Source organism: Gemmatirosa kalamazoonensis, from assembly GCF_000522985.1.
In the GTDB taxonomy this organism is placed as follows: Bacteria; Gemmatimonadota; Gemmatimonadetes; order Gemmatimonadales; family Gemmatimonadaceae; genus Gemmatirosa; species Gemmatirosa kalamazoonensis.
Window position 1 is genome coordinate 279791 of record NZ_CP007128.1, and the last position, 19098, is coordinate 298888.

The 19098-nt window shown below is 74.0% G+C and carries 10 protein-coding genes; 1 reads left to right on the forward strand and 9 read right to left on the reverse strand.

The window, feature by feature from the left end; genetic code table 11:
* Positions 1-29 precede the first annotated feature (29 nt).
* The 5 genes from J421_RS01410 to J421_RS01430 all read right to left on the reverse strand — a co-directional run bounded on the left by J421_RS01410 (position 30) and on the right by J421_RS01430 (position 11039).
* Positions 30-2447, reverse strand: a complete 2418-nt coding sequence (locus tag J421_RS01410; RefSeq protein ID WP_025409376.1) for an ABC transporter permease — start codon at positions 2445-2447, stop codon at positions 30-32.
* A 46-nt stretch (positions 2448-2493) separates the two neighbouring features.
* Complete coding sequence (locus J421_RS01415) at positions 2494-4878, reverse strand: ABC transporter permease (RefSeq protein ID WP_025409377.1); 2385 nt, start codon at positions 4876-4878, stop codon at positions 2494-2496.
* Positions 4879-4902: 24 nt separating this feature from the next.
* On the reverse strand, positions 4903-7404 hold the full coding sequence (locus tag J421_RS01420) for an ADOP family duplicated permease (protein WP_025409378.1): 2502 nt from the start codon (positions 7402-7404) through the stop codon (positions 4903-4905).
* A gap of 7 nt (positions 7405-7411) precedes the next feature.
* Positions 7412-8152, reverse strand: a complete 741-nt coding sequence (locus J421_RS01425) for an ABC transporter ATP-binding protein (RefSeq protein ID WP_201773074.1) — start codon at positions 8150-8152, stop codon at positions 7412-7414.
* A 499-nt stretch (positions 8153-8651) separates the two neighbouring features.
* The gene (locus J421_RS01430) at positions 8652-11039 is read right to left on the reverse strand and encodes an ABC transporter permease (RefSeq protein ID WP_104022114.1); all 2388 of its coding nucleotides are present in this window, start codon (positions 11037-11039) and stop codon (positions 8652-8654) included.
* 203 nt (positions 11040-11242) lie between these two features.
* Between J421_RS01430 and J421_RS01435 the strand changes: the two genes are divergently transcribed.
* Entirely contained in the window at positions 11243-11599 is a 357-nt protein-coding gene (locus J421_RS01435) for a four helix bundle protein (RefSeq protein ID WP_025409381.1), read from the forward strand.
* A 98-nt stretch (positions 11600-11697) separates the two neighbouring features.
* Here J421_RS01435 and J421_RS01440 read toward each other — a convergent pair whose 3' ends face one another.
* From J421_RS01440 to J421_RS01455, 4 genes are all read right to left on the reverse strand, one after another.
* Positions 11698-14142, reverse strand: a complete 2445-nt coding sequence (locus J421_RS01440) for an ADOP family duplicated permease (protein ID WP_025409382.1) — start codon at positions 14140-14142, stop codon at positions 11698-11700.
* Positions 14143-14491: 349 nt separating this feature from the next.
* Positions 14492-17047 (reverse strand): ABC transporter permease, encoded by a 2556-nt coding sequence (locus J421_RS01445; RefSeq protein ID WP_104022116.1) that lies wholly within the window; start codon positions 17045-17047, stop codon positions 14492-14494.
* On the reverse strand, positions 17001-17765 hold the full coding sequence (locus tag J421_RS01450) for an ABC transporter ATP-binding protein (RefSeq protein WP_025409384.1): 765 nt from the start codon (positions 17763-17765) through the stop codon (positions 17001-17003). Before J421_RS01450 ends, J421_RS01445 begins: the two co-directional genes overlap by 47 nt.
* Positions 17766-17799: 34 nt before the next feature.
* Positions 17800-19044: an efflux RND transporter periplasmic adaptor subunit gene (locus tag J421_RS01455; protein ID WP_025409385.1), complete on the reverse strand. Its 1245-nt coding sequence runs from the start codon at positions 19042-19044 to the stop codon at positions 17800-17802.
* Positions 19045-19098 lie beyond the last annotated feature (54 nt).

A 19098-nucleotide genomic window follows, 5' to 3' on the forward strand; every position in this document is an offset into this window, starting at 1 on the left:
GCGCCGTCAACAGCGCGGTTCGCGCCTCATCATTCCGATCGCAGCGCCACCGTAGGACTGACCCGCGTCGCCCGCCGCGCCGGGAGGTACGCCGCGAGCGACGCCGCGAGCCCCAGCACGAGCGGCGCGGCGACGAGCGTCACCGGATCGACCGCGCCGATGCCGTACAGCGCGGATCCGAGCAGGCGCTCGACGAGCAGCGTGAGCGCGAGCCCGATCGCGAGGCCCACGACCACCGCGCGCCCTGCCTCGCCCATCATGCGGCGGACGAGCCGCGCCGGCGCCGCGCCCAACGCCGCGCGCACGCCGATCTCGCGCGTGCGGCGCGCGACCGCGAACGCGACCACGCCGTAGATGCCGACCGCCGCGAGCAGCAGCGCGAGCCCGCCGAACACCGCGGTGAACGCCGCGCCGAGCTGCGCGGGGAGCATCGAGATGCGCATGTCGTCGTCGATCGTCGCCACCGTCGGCGGCGGCAGCAGCGGGTCCATCGACACCACCGCCGCCCGCAGCGTGCGGCCGAGGGTCGCGGCGGTCGTCGGGTCGGCGGCGCGCGCGTGGAGCACCATCTCGGCCCGCGTGCTCTGTGCGGCCGCGAGATACATGAACGCGGGCGTGTCCTCGCCGACCGAGTTGTACTTCGCGTCCCGCGCCACGCCGACCACCGTGAGCCACGGACCGCCCGGACCGTCGAGGCTCACTCGGCGCCCCAGCGCGTCGCCGTCGGGCCACAGCCGGCGCGCCATCGTCTCGTTCACCACCAGCGCGCCCGGCGCGCCGTCGCGATCGGCGGTGGTGAACTCGCGGCCGCGCACGATCGGCAGCCGCAGCGTCTCGAAGTAGCCGTCGCCCACCGTGTTGAAGTAGACCAGGCGGCTGCCGTCGGGCCGGTCGCCGCGCACGCCGGACGCCCACACGAGCGTCTGCATGTTCGAGCCGCCCAACGGCACGATCGCCGCCACCGACGCCGCGCGCACGCCGGGCGTCGCGCGCGCCTGCTCCACCAGCCGGCGGAAGAACTCGCGTCGCGCCGCGGGCTCGAGCTGCCGCGATTGCAGGTCGACCGCGAGATCGAGCACGCCGCGGGTGTCGAAGCCCGGATCCATGCGCCGCGCGTTCGACAGGCTGTGCACGAGCAGCGACGCGACGGCGAGGCACAGCGTGCACAGTGCGACCTGCACGCCCACCAGCGTGCCGCGCAGCCGCGAGCGCGTGCCCACCGCGCCGCCCGCGCCGTCCTTCAGCGCCGGCAGCACCGCGGGGCGCGACGCGCGCAGCGCCGGGACGAGCCCGAACAGCAGCGCCGTCGCCACCGTGAGCGCCACCGTGTAGAGCGTCACCGTCGCGTCGGGCGCGAAGTCGACGAGCACGGGCTCCGGCACGCGCGCCGTCAGCGCGTCGCCGAGGGCGCGCGTCGCCCACGACGCGACGAACAGCCCGAGCGCGCCGCCCGCCGCGGCGAGCACCACGCTCTCCGTCAGGAGCTGCCGCACGAGCCGGCCACGGCTCGCGCCGAGCGCCACGCGCATCCCCACCTCGCGCCCGCGCGTCGTCGCGCGCGCGAGCAGCAGGTTCGCGACGTTCGCGCACGCGATGAGCAGCACGACCGACACCACGCCTAACAACAAGCCCGTCCCGGCGACGACCGGCGTGCGCAGCTCGGCGTTGACGCCGCGCGCGTGGTCCGTGCGCAGCGTGAACCGGTCGCCCGCGTAGCGCGCCGTGTCGGCGGCCACCATGCGCCGCGCCGCGACGGCGAGCGCCGCGTCGGCCGAACGGCGGCTCACGCCGTCGCGCAGCCGCGCGGTGATGTAGAGGCTCCCGCCCCACTCCTCGGCGCGCTGCCCGGTGAGCGGCAGCGACGCGGCGCTCGAGAAGAACACGTCGGGGCGCCACGGCATCACGGAGCTCGTGAACCCCGCGTCCGCGACACCGGCGACCGTGAACGGCTGCCCGTTGATGCGCAGCACGCGGCCGACGACGTTCGGGTCGGCGCCGAGCCGACGCTCCCAGTAGCGGTGGCTCAGCACGACGAGCTGCGCGCTCTGCGCCGCCGAATCGGCGCCGGTGAGCACGCGGCCGAGCGCGGGACGCACGCCGAGCGCGGGGAAGAAGTTCCCGGCGACGATGGAGCCGGTGAGCTTCTCCGGCTCCGTGCCGTCGGTGCGCGCGAGCGACATCAGCCGCTCACCGACGACGTCGGCGAACACGCCGCGCGTCTGCTCCGCCACCGCCGTCAGCTCGCTGTAGTTCAGCGGGCTGTGATGGTTGCGGTAGACGCGTACGAGATCACCCGCGCCGTGCAGCGGACGCAGGAGCAGCGCGTTGCCGACGCTGAAGATCGCGGCGTTCGCGCCGATGCCCAACGCGAGCGACAGCACGGCGACGAGCGCGAAGCCGGGCGCGGAGCGCAGCTGTCGGAGAGCGTACCGGAGGTCGGAGAGCATCGGCGGTGAGTCAGGGTGAGGCGATGTTGGGCGGCGTCAGGCGGTGTCAGTCCTGCGCGAGCACGACGACGGGATCGACGCGCGTCGCGCGCCGCGCGGGCACGTACGCGGCGACGAGCGCGACGGCGCCGAGGAACACGGTGACGACGATGAACGCCACGGGGTCGGTGGCGCTCACGCCGTAGAGCAGCGCGCCGAGCACGCGCGACGCGCCCCACGCGGCGCCGAGGCCTAACGCGAGGCCGGCGAGCACCGGCGCGGTCCCCTGCCCGACGACGAGCCGCACGACGGACCGCGGACGCGCGCCCAACGCCATCCGGATGCCGAACTCGCGCGCGCGCTGCGCGACGCCGTACGCCACCACGCCGTAGATGCCGACCGCGGCGAGGGCGAGCGCCACCGCGGCGAAGAGCGCGACGAGCATCGCCGTGACGCGCGGCCGCGCCACGTCGCGGTCGAGGCGCTCGGCCAGCGTGCGCGTGTCGTAGACCGGCAGCTCGGGGTCGACCGCGGCGACCGCGTTGCGCACCGCAGCGACGTACGAGCTCGGATCGCCGGCGCCGCGCACGGCGACGAACATCGAGCCGCGCGCGAGCTGCGCGGCACTGAAATAGAGCTGGGCGTACGGGCGCTGGCCGAGCCCCTCCTGCCGCGTGTCGGCGACGACGCCGACGACCGTGCACCACGTCTCGCCGTCGACGCTCACGCGGCCGCCGATCGGGTCGCGGCCGGGCCAGAACCGCTTCGCCATCTCCGTGTTGATCACGGCGACGTACGGCGCGCCGTCGCGGTCGCGCGCGTCGATCACGCGTCCCCGCACGAGGCGGATGCCGAGCGTCTTGAAGTAGCCGTCGGTCACCGAGTACGGCTGCGCGTCCTCGTTCGTGGTGCGGTTGGGATCGGGCGTGCGCCCTTCCACCTGCACGCTCCAGTAGCCGATGCCGGCGAACGGCACGTTCGACGTCAGCGCGGCGGACGTCACGCCCGGCACCGCGCGCACGCGCATCAGCACCGCGTCCCACGCGGCGCGCGTACGCACGTCGTCCGGGTAGCGCGCGCGGGGGAGCGACACGCGCGCCGTCAGCACGTGCTCCGCATCGAAGCCCGGCGACACCGACAGCAGCCGCTGGAAGCTGCGCGCGAGCAGCGCCGCCCCGACGAGCAGCACGACGGCCATCGCGACCTCGGCCAGCACGAGCGCATCGCGCGTGCGGCGTCCGCCCGCCGTGCCGGCGAGCGATCGGCCGCCGGCGCGCAGCGTGCCCTGCAGGCTCTCGCTCGACAGCCGCATCGCGGGCACCACGCCGAACAGCAGCCCCGTGAGCACGCTCACGGCGAGCGCGAAGCCGAGCACGCGGCCGTCGACCTGCACCGCGCCGAGCCGGGGGATCGCGTCGAAGTGCGACGCGGCGAGCAGCTTCACGCCGAGCGACGCGAGCAGCACGCCGAGCGCCCCGCCGGCCACCGACAGCACGAGGCTCTCGACGAGGAGCTGCCGGAACACGCGCCGCCGCCCGGCGCCTAACGCGGCGACGAGCGCCACCTCGCGCGCGCGGCCCGCGGCCCGCGCCAGCAGCAGGTTCGCGGCGTTCGCGCACGCGACGAGCAGCACCAGCCCGGCGGCGCCCATGAACACCCACAGCGCGCGCTGCGCGGGCCCCACGAGCTCCTCCCGCAGCGTGCCGAGGTCGGAGCGGATGCGCGCGTTCGTCTGCGGGTACTGCTGCGCGAGCCGCGCGCTCACCGCGGCGAGCGTCGCGCGCGCCTGCTCGACCGTGACGCCCGGCTTCAGGCGGCCGAGCACGTCGAGGAACTCGGAGCGCCGGTTGAACGTCGTGTCGGTGCGCTGCGGCACGAGCAGGTCGGGCGACGCCGGGTACTCGAGACCCGCCGGCGCGACGCCGATGATCGTGCGCGAGATGCCGTTCAGCGTGATCGCCTTGCCGACGACCGCAGGATCGGCCCCGTAGTGTCGGCGCCAGAACTCGTTGCCGAGGATGACGACACTCGGCACCGCGCCGCGCTCGTCGTCGGCCACGAAGTCGCGGCCGAGCACCGGCGCGATGCCGAGGACGTGGAAGTAGTTCGCCGTCACCGCGGCGCCGTTCGCGCGCTCCGGCGCGCGGTCGCCGGTCACCGTGTACTGCGCATCGCCGATCGCGGCGAGCTCGCCGACGCGCGCGAAGCCGTCGCGCCAGTCGAGGAAGTCGGGCAGCGAGGTGCTCGTGCGCCCGAAGTCGGGGTACACGCCCCACGCCACCACGAGGCGATCGGGCTCCGGGTACGGCGGCGGCCGCAGGAGCACACCGTTCACGACGCTGAAGATCGCGGTCGTGGCGCCGATGCCCAACGCGAGCGTCAGCAGCGCGACCGTCGTGAACCCCGGCGCGCGACGGAGACGCCGGGCAGCGATGCGGAAGTCCGAGAGCATGTGAGCGGGGGAACGAGAGAGACGCTACTCGGCGCGAAACGCTTCCGTCGGATTCACGCGCGCCGCGCGGCGCGCCGGGATCCAGCAGGCGAGCAGCGCGGATGCGGCGAGCAGCGCCGCCACCGCGCCCAACGTCGGGAAGTCGACCGGCTCCACGCCGTAGAGCCGGCTCTTGAGCAGTCGTCCGACGGCGACCGCGCCCGCGGCACCGAAGGCGCCGCCGACGAGCGTGAGACGGATGCCCTGCCGCAGCACGAGTGTGGTGATGTCGCGCGCGCGTGCACCGAGCGCGACGCGCACCCCGAACTCGCCGGTGCGCTGCGCGACGGCGTACGCCACCACGCCGTACAGCCCGATCGCCGCGAGCAGCAGCGCGAGCGCGCCGAACACCGTGAAGGCCGCCGCAGCCACCCGATACGGCCCGAGCGCGGCCTGGATCGACGCCTCGCCGAGCTGCCGCACGCTCGCGAACTGCACGCGCGAGTCGAGCGACGTGAGGAGCCCGCGGATCGCCGCCATCGTCTGTCGCCGCATCGCCGCCGAGGTACCCGGCGCGAGGCGCACCACGAGCTGCGCCGGCCCGTCGCTCTGCGTCGCGAGCGGCGAGTAGTAGATGGGCGCGATGTCGCCCGTGAGCCCCATGAACCGCGCGTCCTTCACCATGCCGACGACCGTCGTGCACGGCGCGTTGTCCTCCATCCCGGTCTTCACGCACTTGCCGATGACGTCCTCGCCGGGGAAGACGCGCTTCGCGAACGTCTCGCTCACCACCACGGTGCCCGGCGCGTTGGGCCCGTCGCGGCCGTCGAACGCGCGGCCGCGCAGCACGGGGATGCCTAACGTGCGGAAGTACGCCGTGTCCACCGCGTTCGTGAAGAACATGCCGCCCGGCACGCCGGAGACCGCGTCGAGGTCCGTGCGGCCCGGGACCTTCAGCGTCGCCATCGACACGCCGTCGAACGGCGCGAGCATCACCGGCGACACGCCGACCACGCCCGGCAGCGCGCGCGCCCGCTCCGCCACGCGATCGAGCAGCGCGCGCGCGTCCTTCGACGGCACCTTGAACGCGTCCCAGTCCACGGATGCGACGAGCGAGTGCCACACGTCGAACCCGACGTCGACGCCCTGCACGTTGCGGAGCGAGCGGACGAACAGCCCGCCGGCGCCGAGCAGCGCGAGCGACGCCGCGAACTGCACCGCGAGCAGCACCGCGCGCACCGGCGTGGCGCGCGCCGTGCCGCGCACGCCCGCGCGCAGCAGCTCTCCCGCGTCGCTGCGCGCGGCCTGCACCGCCGGCGCGAGGGCGAAGCCCATCGTCGTGAGCAGCGTCACGGCGAGCGCGAACAGCGCCGCGCGGCCGTCCACGAGGTGCTCCAGCCGCGGCATGTTCGGCACGAGCACGAACAGCCGCGCGCCGAGCATCGCGACGAGCACGCCGGCCGCGCCGCCGAGCACCGCGAGCACGAGCCCCTCGGCGAGAAGCTGGCGCACGAGCCGCCTGCCACCGGCGCCGAGCGCGACGCGCGTGGCGATCTCGCGCCGCCGGCGCTCGGCGCGCGCGACGAGCATGTTCGCGACGTTCGCGCAGACGACGAGGAGCACGGCGCCCGTCGCGCCGAGCATCCAGAGCGGCACCGGCGCGCTCGACGTGAACGCGCCGTGGCCGAAGTGATCGTTCAGCGCGGCGGCGACGATGCTGCGCGGCCGCTTCTTGTCGAAGCCGAGCACCGGCCCCGGGTTCGACGCGTCGATGCCGCGCAGCACCGTCGTCGCGACGGCCTCGGCGCGGCGCGCGTCGATGCCCGGCGCGAGCCGCGCGACGACGTTGAGCCACTTCATCGACGGCTTGCGGATGAATTTCGCCTGGTAGCCGACCGCGCTCGCCATGCTCGTAGGGAGGAACACGTCCGCCGGCGTCAGCTCGACGCCGCCGAAGCCCTCGGGCATGATGCCGACGACGGTGAACGGGCGACCGTTCACGCGGATGGTGCGGCCGACGAGCGCGCGGTCGCCGTCGAACGCTCGGCGCCAGTACGCGTAGCCGAGCACCGCGACCGGCGCGGCGTCGAACGTGGAGTCCTCGCCCGCGGTGAACGTGCGACCGATGAACGGCCGCGCGCCGAGCGTGGCGAAGTACGACGCGTCGGCGATCGTCATCTGCGCTTTCGGCGGCTCGCCGCCCGATTCCGCCGCGGCGCCGTCCGCGCTCACGACCGCCGTGCCGGTCGTGTACGCGCCGAGCTTCGCGAACGTCTCGTGCCGCGCGCGCAGCGCCGCGACGTCGGCGAACGAGTGGTTGATGTTGAAGAAGACCTGCTGCCCCGGCACCGGCGGCATCGTCACGTTCAGGCGCCGGACCTCCTCCGGCGCGCGCACGCCGGACGGCGCGCGGAAGAACAGTGCGTCGACCGCCCCGAACGTCGCGACGTTGACGCCGATGCCTAACGCGAGCACGATCGCCACGACGATCGTGAAGCCGGGCGTGCGGCGGAGCTGGCGGAGCGCGAGGCGCAGGTCGTTGCTCATCGATTCCTCAGTTCTTCTCGTCCGACACGACCCAGCCGTCCTTCAGGTTCACGATGCGGCTGCCGTAGCGCGCGTTCTCCTCGGAGTGCGTGACCTGGATGATCGTCGTGCCCTGGCGGTTGAGCCGCGTGAACAGCTCCATGATCTCGCGCGCCTGCGCCGAGTGCAGGTTGCCCGTCGGCTCGTCGGCGAGGAGGAGCGTGGGCTTCGCGATCACGGCGCGCGCGATGCCGACGAGCTGCTGCTGGCCGCCGGAGAGCTGGCGCGGGAAGAGATCCTTCTTGCCGACCATGCCGAAGCGGTCGAGCGCGTCCGCGACGAGCGCCTGCCGCTCGCTCTTCTTCACGCCGCGGTAGTCGAGCGGCACGTCGAGGTTCTCGGCCACCGTGAGGTCGTCGAGCAGGTGGTACTGCTGGAAGACGAAGCCGACGTGGCGGCGGCCTAACGCGGTGCGGTCGCGCGGCGCGAGGCGGTGCACGGCGTGGCCGGCGAACTCGAAGTCGCCCGTCCACTGGTGGTCGAGGAGGCCGAGGATGGCGAGCAGCGTGGACTTGCCCGCACCCGAGGGGCCCATGATGGTGACGAACTCGCCGGGTCTCACGTCGAGCGAGATGCGGCGCAGCACGTACTGCTTGCCCCCGCCGACGTCGTACGACTTCTCGACGTCGTGCAGTGACACGAGCGGCGCGCCGGGGGGCAGCTCGAGCGCGGCGTCGGTGGGCGCGGGGGCGGATCCGAAGAGCGGCATGAGAGGCGGGGCTGGAGGATCGAACGGCCGGGTGCAAGGGAAGGCGCGTGCCACGCGGGCACGTCATCAACTACCGATGACGCAACGACTTACGCAAGCCGTGCGGGACGCCGAGGCGCGATGCTGTCCGCGCATGGGATTCCGGCGTCCCACTCCCGGACACCTGGGGGGAGGGGATGGTTGGTACGGCGGGACGATCGACGGCGGGACGACGAACGGCGGGACGATCGACGGCGGGACGTCGAACGGCGGGACGATCCAGGGCGGGATCGCTCGCGCGCGATCGTAGTTACCTGGGGGGCTCCCCCCCCTTCGCCCAAGGTGCTGCGCGCCGATTGCGCTCCGGTACCAATCCGACGCCGACCGGGTCCCTCCGAACGCCGCAGGATCCCGCCGTAGATCGTCCCGCCGTAGATCGTCCCGCCGTAGACGTCCCGCCGTAGACGTCCCGCCGTAGACGTCCCGCCGTAGACGTCCCGCCGTTCGTCCTCCCCCCCTCTCACTCGTTCCTTAGCACCTCCGCCGGATCCACCCGCGCCGCGCGCCGCGCCGGCACCACGCTCGCCGCGAGCGCCACCAGCGCGAGCAGCAGCGGCGCGGCGACGAACGCCACCGGGTCCGTCGGCGTCACGCCGAACAGCACCCGCCGCATCACCTGCGACACCGCGAGCGCGAGCGCGATCCCCACCGCGAGCCCGATCCCCGTGAGCGCGAGCCCGCGCCGCGCGACGAGGCGCACCACCTGCCCGCCGCGCGCGCCGAGCGCCACGCGCACCCCGATCTCGCGCGACCGCTGCGACACCGCGTAGGCCGTGAGCCCGTACACGCCGGCCGCCGCCAGCACGAGCGCGGCGATGCCGAACGCGCCGAACAGCGCCGAGAACACCTTCGGCTGCCAGTGCGTGTCGCGGATCACCGTCTCCATCGGCGTGACGTCCACGGGCGCGATCCCGGGCGCCGCCCCGCGCAGCGCGGCGCGCATCGCCGGCGCGAGCGTCACCGTCGGCGCCGTCGACCGCACGACGAACGTCGCGATCCCTGGCGGCTCGGCCCCGAACGGGAGATAGAGCTCCACCGTCGGCGGCTCGTTGAGCCCCCACTGCTGCACGTCGCCCACCACGCCGACGACCGTCGCCCACTTCCCGCGCCCGCGCGGCCCGAGATGCACCCGGCCGCCTAACGCGGAGCGCCCGGGCCACAGCGAGCGCGCCATCGCCGAGCTGACGATCACCACCGTGGTGTCGCGCGACTCGACCGCCGTGAAGTCGCGTCCGGCGAGCACCGGCACGCCCAGCGCGCGGAACCAGCCGGGCGTCACCGCGTTCCACGTGACCTCGCGGCGCCCGTCGTCCTCGCGGAGCGCCATGCCGTCGACGTCCACGCGCGTGACGTCGGCGCCGCGCATCGGCACCTGCGTCGCCGCGGCGGCCGCGCGCACGCCCGGCAGCGACGCGAGCCGCTCCACCGTACGCGCCACCGCGTCGTCGCGCGCGCCACCGATCTCGTAGCCGCCCCCGGCGAACACCACGCGCAGCGTCAGCAGGCCGCGCGTGTCGAACCCCGGATCCACGCGCTGCAGCGCGGCGATGCTGCGCCCGAGCAGCGATGCGCCGATGACGAGGACGAGCGACAGCGCGAGCTGCGCGACGACGAGCGCGCCGCGCGTGCGCGTCTGCTGCACGCCGCCGGCCGAACGCGCCCCCGCGACGCCGAGCGCCTGGCGCGACGCGCGCAGCGCGGCCGGCAGCCCCGCGACGAGGCCGGCGAGCAGCGCCGCGCCTAACGCGTACGCGAACACGCGTCGGTCGGTCGAAAAGTCCATCCACGCCGGCTGCTCCACCGGGATGGCGGCGAGGAATCCGCGCAGTCCCCACGAGGCGAGCAGCAGGCCGATCGCGCCCGCCGCGAGCGCGAGCAGCGTCGACTCGCACAGCACGAGCGACAGCAGCCGTCCACGATGCGCGCCGAGCGCGGCACGCATCGCCAGCTCGCGCTCGCGCGACGCGCCGCGCGCCACCACCACGTTCGCCGCGTTCGCGCAGGCGATGAGCAGCACGAGCAGCGTCGCCGCCTGGAAGATCGCGAGCGCCGGCCGCATCTCGCTCATCATGTCGTCGCGCATCGTGCGCACCGTCGGCCGCCACCCGGCGTTCGTCGTCGGGTACTGCGCCTCGAGCCGCCGCGCGACGACGTCGAGCTCCGTGCGCGCCGCCTCGAGCGACACGCCGGCGCGGAGACGCGCCACGCCGGTCACCGCGTGGTCCCCGCGCACGTCGCGCGTCGGGTCGAGCGTGAGCGGCGTCCACAGCCCCTCCGTCGACGGAAACGCGAACCCCTCCGGCATCACGCCGACGACGGTGTACGGCTCCCCGTTCACGAGCACGCGCCGCCCCACCACGGCGCGGTCGCCGTCGAACAGCCGCTGCCACGTGTCGAACGACACGATCGCCACGCGCCCCTGCCCCGGCCGCTCCTCCTCCGCCACGAAGCCTCGACCGAGCAGCGGACGCACGCCGAGCACGGCAAACAGCGACGCGCTCACCGCCGTGCCCTCCACGTACGCCGCGCCGCTCGCCGTCTGCACGTTGTAGCCGCGCCCCTGGTACGCGGCGAAGCCGACGAACGCGCGCGCGGCGCCGCGGTAATCGGCGAAGTCGGGCAGCGACAGCGACCCGCGCACGCCGCCCGGCGCCTCGGCGCGCCGCTCGCGCACGACGACGAGCCGCCCCGGATCCGCGTACGGCAGTGGACGCAGCAGCAGCGCGTTCACGATCCCGAACATCGTCGTCGTGACGGCGAGGCCGAGCGTGAGGCACAGCACCACGACGCCGGACGACGACGGCGAGCGCACGGCGGCGCGCGCGGCGTGGCGGAGATCGGTCAGCATCGTTCCTCCTGATGGCGCTGATGACGGCGCGGGCGGTACGGCGCGGACGGTGCGGCGCGATGATGCGCGAACGACGCTCACACCGCGGCACTGCGCCGCACTGCGCCGCCCTGCGTCGTGAGGGATCGGGGTGCGTTGATTCGGTTGGTGCGGTGGATTCGGACGCGCGATGGTGGATCGGTCAACCCGTCCTCTGATCGCTCATGGGTTCCTATCGAGACCTCCGCGTGTGGAAGGAGTCGTTCGATCTCTCGCTCGACATCGATCGGCTCGCCGACCAGCTCCCGCGAAAGCGCGCTGCGCTTGCCGATCAGATCCGCCGCTCCAGCGAGGGAATCCCGCGTTCGATCGCCGAGGGCCACGGCCGCTCGGACGCCGACTTCGCGCGCTACCTCGACATCGCGGAAGGCTCACTGCACGAGCTGGAGACCGACATCATGCGCATCGGCATACGCTCCCTGGCCCCATCGAAGGACGTCATCGACATCGAGCGCCGCATCCGTCACGTCCAACAACTGCTCTCCGGCCTCCTGCGCTGCCTCCGCCCACCCACCACCTGACCCCATAGCACGGCGCCGTTGAGCGGTGTTTGCGTCTCTAGCGCCTCATCGCGCCGCATCGTAAGCGCAGTATCGCCCGCGCCGTCATCGGCGCCGTTTCATTCGGCCCGCAGGGCGATCGTCGGCTCCACGCGCGCCGCCCGCCTCGCCGGAATCGCCCCCGCCCCCACCGCCACGACCGACAGCAGCACCGTCACGCCGAACAGCACGCCGGGATCGAGTGGATCCGTGCCGAGCAGCATCCCGCGCATGACGCGCGTGGACGCCGCCGCGCCCAGCAGCCCGAGCGCCGCGCCCGCCGCGGCGAGCCGCACCGCGCGTCCGCCGACGAGCGCCAGGATGTCGCGCCGCGTCGCCCCTAACGTGAGCCGGATGCCGATCTCGCGCGTGCGCCGCGCCACCCCGTACGCGATCACGCCGTACACGCCGACGGCCGTGACGAGCACCGCGAACGCGGACAGCGCCGTGAGCGTCACCGCGATGAGCCAGAACGGCCGCGCCGTGGCGCGCGCCCCCGCGGCGAGCGTCTGCACGCGCTCCACCGGCTCCTCGGGCAGCGCCGCCGCCACCGCGCCGGGGATCGCCGCGACGAGCGCGCGCACGTCGGCCGGCGTGCGCGCCCGCGCGAGCACCGACAGCGGACGGCCCGGCCACTGCGCGAACGGCACGTACGCCAGGTTCTGCACGCGCGTCGACGTGCCGGTGCGCGGCTCGTCGGCGACGACGCCGACCACCGTGCGCCACGCGACCGTCGCCTCGCTCGGCCCGAGCTTGAGCCGACGGCCTAACGCCGACGCGCCGGGCCACAGGCGCCGCGCCATCGCCTCGTTGATGACGACGACCGGCTCCGCGCCCGCGCCGTCGGCCGCCGTCGTCAGCCGGCCGCTCACCGCGCGCAGCGCGCGCGCCTGCCACCATCCCGGCGTCACGGCGTACGCGAAGCGCGGCGACGCACCCGCGGGCGTCGCGCCCCCCTCGATCGTGATCGCCCGGTCGCTCGCGCCGAAGCCGGCGAGGAACTCGAACCGCGACGCACCCGCCGCCTCCACGCCCGGCAGCCGCGTGACGCGCTCGGCGAGCTGCTCGGCCGCCGCCGCGACGCGCGACGAGTCGACCCACAGCGTGTCGAGCAGCGCGACGTCGGCCGACACGAGGCGCGTCGCGTCGGCGCCCTCCGCGGGGCGCATGAGACGCAGCGAGGTCTTCACGAGCAGCCCCGCGCCGGCGAGCAGCATGAGCGACGCGGCGAGCTCGCCGACGACGAGCGCGTCGCGCATCCGGCTCTGGCGCCGCGTGGCGCTCGCCGTCGGCGCGGAGTCCTTCAGCGCCGCCTGCACGTCCGGGCGCGCCGCGCGCCGCGCCACGCCGCCGCCGACGATCGCCACCGTGAGCGCGGTGACGCCGACGCAGAACAGCACCGCGCGCCAGTCCATCCGCAGCTCGATCCAGTACGGGATCGACCCCTCGACCTGCGCGGCGATCGCCGTCAGCGCGGCCCGCGCGGCGAGGAAGCCGGCCGCGGCGCCCATCGCCGCGAGCACCGCCACTTCGACGATGACGTGCCGCGCGAGCTGCCGCCCGCCGGCGCCTAACGCGGCGCGTACCGCGAGCTCGCGCCACCGCCCCGCGGCGCGCGCGAGCAGCAGCCCGGCGAGGTTCGCGCACACCACGAGCTGCACGAGCACCACGGCGCCGAACAGCGTCCAGCCGAAGATGGCCTCGTCCCCCGCCATGTCGGTGCGCAGCGGCGTCACCGCCGCGCTCCACTCGGCCTGCGTCTCGGGATGCGCGCGCTCGATCGCCCGCGCGAGCGTCGCCATCTCCGCCGATGCCGCGGGCGCGCCGACGCCGCGCCGCAGTCGCGCGACGACGCCGAGCTCGCGCGCGTCGCGTCCCGTGCTCGCGGTCGACGGCGTGAGCGGCACCCACAGCTCGGCGAACTCCGGAAAGCGGAAGCGCGGCGCGAGCACGCCGACGACGACGTGCGCGAGCCCGTTCAGTCGCACCGTGCGTCCGACGATCGACGAGTCGCCGCCGAAGCGGCGCTGCCACAGCGCGTGGCCGAGCACCACGACGCGCACCGCGTCGCGCCCCTCGTCGGCCGCGACGAGCGAGCGGCCCAGCACCGGCCGCGCGCCGACGAGCGCGAGCAGCGGCGCCGTCGCCACCGCGCCCTGCACGCGCTCCGCGACGCGCCGCGCGCGTCCCGCGGCCACCGTCCCCTCGTCGCCGCCGAGCACCACGCCGCGCTCCACGTACGCGCCCATCGCGTCGAACGACCGCGCGTCGCGCTTCCAGTCGAGGAACCCCTCGTACGACGTGCCCACGCCGCACCCCGCGCACAGCTTCGTCGCGCTCGTCTCGTGCACGTCGACGAGCCGCTCGGCGTCGGGGAACGGGATCGGGCGGAGCGCGACCGCGTCCAGAAGGCTGAACGCCACCGTGTTCGCGCCGAGTCCGACGGCGAGGCAGAGCACCGCGGCGAACGTGAACGCGGGCGCGCGGCGCAGCAGGCGAAGCACCAACCGCAGATCGGTCGACACGGCGGTGGGGGCGAGAGGTCGTGGTCGGAACCCGGTGCACCGCAAGGAAAGCCGCGTGCCAACCGATGTACCGCCTAACCTTCACTCCCGCAACACGTTGGAATTCCGCGGCCGCCGTGCGCTGTGCGGACGTGAAAAACGGCGTCCCGGAACCGGACACTGTGGCCGTGGCATGTCGCACGCGGAGACGCGGAGAACGCGGAGAACTGCCTTGGCTGTGTGAATGAACCGCGGAGGACGCAGAGGGCCGCAGAGGACAACCAATTGCTGTTGGTTCTCCTCTGCGGCCCGCTGCGTCCTCTGCGGTTCAATGTCGTTCTCCGCAGCTCCGCGTGAGATCCGACGAGCGCTACTCGCTCCGCAGCACCCTCATCGGATCGACGCGCGTCGCCCGCCGCGCCGGCACCCAGCTCGCCAGCAGCGCCGCTGCCACGAGCAGCACCGCGATCCCGCCGAGCACCACCGGGTCCGTGATGCGCACGTCGTAGAGCTGCGTCGCGAGCGCGCGCCCGGCGACGAGCGCGCCGCCCAGCCCGATCGCGAGGCCGAGCGCCGTGCGCGCGAGCGAGCCACCGAGGACGTCGCGCTGCACGTCGCCGCGGGTGGCGCCGAGCGCGACGCGGATCCCGAACTCGCCGGAGCGCTGCACGACGGTGTTCGCGACGACGCCGTAGATGCCCACGAGCGCGAGCACGAGCGCGCTCACCGCGAAGCCGCCTAACAGCTGCGCCAGGAACCGCTGCCGCGCCACGCTCGTCGCGACCACGCCGCGCATCGGCTGCACGTCGGCGATCGCCAGCGTCGGATCGACCGCGTGCACCTCGCGGCGCAGCGCGCCGGCGAGCGTCTCCGGGCTCCCCGTGCCGCGCACCACGAACCACCCGGCATCGCTGCCGAGCTGCCGCGACGGGAAGTAGATCTGCGGCCGCAGCGAATCGGTGAGCGCGCGGTGCTTCACGTTGCCCACGATGCCGACGATGCGGAACGCCGGCCCCTCCTCGCCGAACGGCTGCACCTCCTGGCCGATCGGGTCCTCGCCGGGGAAGTGCGCCTGCGCGAGCGCCTCGTTCACCACCGCGACCAGCGGCGTGCCCGCGCGGTCGTCCGTCGAGAGCACGCGGCCGCGGCGCAGCGGGATGCCCATCGCGTCGAAGTAGCCGTCGGTCGCGAACTGGAACTGCGCCATCATCCGGTGCTCGACGTCCACCGGACGACCGCGGATGCCGTATGCGCCGTACGCCTCGTCGCCGCCTAACGGCAGGAAGCTCGTCGCGCCCGCGGCGCGCACGCCCGGCGTCTCGCGCAGCCGCTGCAGCGCGGCGTCCCAGAAGCGCGTCTGCGCCAGGCTGTCGGCGTAGCGCAGCCGCGGCAGCTGCACGCGCCCCACCAGCACGCGCTCCGGCGCGAACCCCGGCTGGATCGCGAGCAGCTTCGCGAAGCTCTTCAGCGCGAGCCCCGCCCCCGCCAGCAGCAGCAGCGACAGCGCCACCTCGGCCACGAACAGCATGTCGCGCGAGCGCGCACGCGCGGCGCCCGCCGTGGATCCCTTGTTGCCGTCGCGCAGCACCTCGGCGAGATCGGCGCGCGAGCCCTGCCACGCGGGCACGAGCCCGGCGATCACGCTCGCCGCCACGCTCACCGCGAACGTGAACGCCGCCACGCGCCAGTCGACTCCCGCGTCGGAGATGCGCGGGATCTCCGTCGGCACGAGCGACGGCAGCGCGCGCGAGATCAGGCTCGCGAGCGCCAGGCCCGCCGCGCCGCCGGCGATGCCCAGCACCACGCTCTCGGCGAGATGCTGCCGCACGAGCTCCGCGCGTCCGGCGCCGATCGCGGCGCGCACCGCGGTCGCGCGCTGCTTCGCGGCGACGCGGGCCAGCGTCAGGTTCGCGACGTTCGCGCAGCCGATGAGCAGCACCGCGCCCACCGCGCCCATGAGCAGCAGCAGCATGGACCGCGCGCCCGACACGACCGCTTCGTGCAGCGGCACGACGCGCGCGCCCCAGCCCTTCTGCATCTCCGGATAGTCGCGCGCGATGCGGTCCGCGATCGTCTGCAGGTCCGCCTGCGCCGCCGACACCGTCACGCCCGGCCTGAGCCGCGCGACCGCGCTCGCGAAGTGGTTGCCGCGCCGATTCCACGTCTTCTCGTCCCACCGGAACGGCATGACGACGTCGGTGCTCTGCGCGAGCGGGAAGCGGAAGTCCGGCGACAGCACGCCGACGATCGTCGTCGGCGCGTCGTTCAGCGTCATCGTGCGGCCGACGATCCCGCGGTCCCCGCCGAAGCGCCGCTGCCACAGCGAGTGGCTGATGACCGCCACGGGTGCCGCGCCCGGCAGGTCCTCGTCCGCGGTGTAGCCGCGGCCGAGCGCGAGCGGGGCGCCTAACGTCTGCCACAGCCCCGCCGAGGCGCGCGCGCCGGAGATCCGCTCCGGCTCCGACGCGCCCGACGACGGGTCCGAGCGCAGCGTGAACGCCGCGTCGGTGACGAGCGCCATCGACGCGAACGCGTGCGAGCCGTCGCGCCAGTCGCGGAAGTTCGCCGCCGACAGCGGCATGCGATCGTCCTTCCCGCGCGGCGCGTACTCGTACAGGGCCACGAGCCGCTCCGGCTCGTGGAACGGGAACGCGCGCAGCAGCACCGCGTTCACGACGCCGAACACCGTCGCGTTCGCACCGATGCCGATCGCGAACGTCGCGACGGCGGCCAGCGTGTACGCGGGAGAGCGCAGCAGGGCGCGCGCGCGGCGCGCCGGAGATCCGTGATCATGGGTCGATTCCGTTCGTCGGGATACACGAAGGGCGGCCCAACGACGTGAGCCGCCCGTTGTGGGTGCTGCGCCTAACGACCGCCGATCAGACCGGCGCGAACGTCTCCTCGACGACGCGGCCGTCGAACAGATGGATGCTGCGCTCGGCGTGCTGCGCGTAGCGCGGGTCGTGGGTCACCATGCAGACCGTCGCGCCGCCGCGGTGCAGCTCGTGGAGCAGCTCCATCACGCTCTCGCCGTTCGCCGAGTCCAGGTTTCCCGTGGGCTCGTCGGCGAGCAGGATCGCCGGGTCGCCGACGACGGCGCGGGCGACGGCGACGCGCTGCTGCTGACCGCCGGAGAGCTGCGCCGGGTAGTGCTTCTGCCGGTGCGCCATGCCGACGCGCTCGAGCGCCTCGGTCACGCGGCGGCGCCGCTCGCTCGCCGAGAGCGCCGCGTCGCCCGTGCGGTACGTCAGCGGCAGCTCGACGTTCTCGTAGACCGTCAGGTCGCCGATCAGGTTGAACGCCTGGAAGATGAACCCGATCTGGCGGTTGCGGACGCGCGCCCGATCGGCCGCCGAGAGCGTGGTGACGTTCTGGCCGGCGAGCGTGTACACGCCGTCGCTCGCCGTGTCGAGCAGCCCGAGGATCGAGAGCAGCGTCGTCTTGCCGCATCCGGACGGGCCGGCGATCGCGACGTACTCGCCCTCGCGGATCTCGAGGTGCACGTCGGAGAGCGCGTGCGTCTCCACCTCGTCCGTCAGGAACACCTTCTTGATCCCCTCGAGCCGGATCAGCGAGTCGCCCGCCTGACGCGGGGAGCGGGACGAGGACTGCGGAGCGCCGGTCGGCTGGGTCGCGTTGCTCATGGTCTGGGGGGCGGGTGTAGGGAGGAGCGGGGCGTTACTTGATGCGGAGCCGGTCTTGCGCGTCCCACTGCGAGACGTCCGAGATGATCACCTTGTCGCCCGGGTTCAGGCCCTTCTTCACTTCGACCGTGTTCACCGAGCCGACACCGAGCTGCACCTGGACACGCTGCGCGGTCTTGCCGTCCGGATCGAGCCGGAACAGCCCCACCGTGCTCTCGGCCTGCCCGTAGGCGGGCCGTCCCACGTAGATCACGTCGGGGAGCCGCTCGATCTCGATCGTCCCGTCCACCGAGATGTCGGCCCGGGCGCCCTTCGGCAGCTCGCCCTCCAGCGCGACCTCCACGGTGACCGTCCCGTTCACGGCCGACGGATCCACGCGTGAGACACGCCCATTGACCAAACCGTTTCTCGTGTCGACCGACACCGGCTGGCCGATGACGATGTCCTTGGCCTGCGTCTCCGGTACGCGCAGAACGGCCTTGAGTTTCCCGGGCTGCGCCACGCGCGCGAGCGGGGCCCCCGCCTGGACATACTGGCCGAGATCCAGCGTCATGTCCTGGAGCACCCCCGGCTCGCCGGCCGTCACGTGCATCGAGTTGATGCGGTCCTGCTGGAACTGCGCGACGCTGCGCTGCCGCGCGACGTTGGCCTCCTCGAGCTTGAGCTGCTCGCCGACCGTCCGCTCGAGGAGCGCGAGCCGGTCCTTCTCGATCTTCAGCCGCGCCTCCAGCTCGTGCATGCTGTCGCGCGCCTTGGCCACCTCGTTCGCGCTCGACATCCCCTTCTTGTCGAGCGACTCGAAGACGTCGAGCTGGCGCTTCGCGTCGTTGTACTGGGCCGTGACCGTGGCGATCGTCGCCTGCTGCTGCATGCGCTGCGTCTGCAGGTTCGACTTCAGGCTCACGAGGTTCGCCTCGGCCGCCGCGAGCGCGCGCTGGGCCTCGAGCGCCTGGAGCTGCACGTCGGGGTTCGACATCTCGAGCAGCACCGTCCCCGGCTGCACCGTCTGGCCCACCGTCGCGATCTTCTGCTCGATGCGGCCCGCGGTGAGCGCGGTGATGATGCGCACGTGCTCGGGCACCAGCGTGCCCGGAGCGCGGACGTTGCGTACCATCGTCCCACGGCGAACGGTGTCGATCCACAACGTCGCCCGCTCGACGCTCGGCGCCGCGGGCTCCAGCTTCGTGAGAGCGACACTGACGCCGACGATGGCGACGAGGCCACCGGCGATGGCGATGTAGCGGCCGCGCTTCGGCTTTGGGGCGCGTGCGATGTCCACGGAAGGTCGGGAAGAGGGTCGATCGGGGGTGTTCCGGCGCCTCCTCTAAAGACA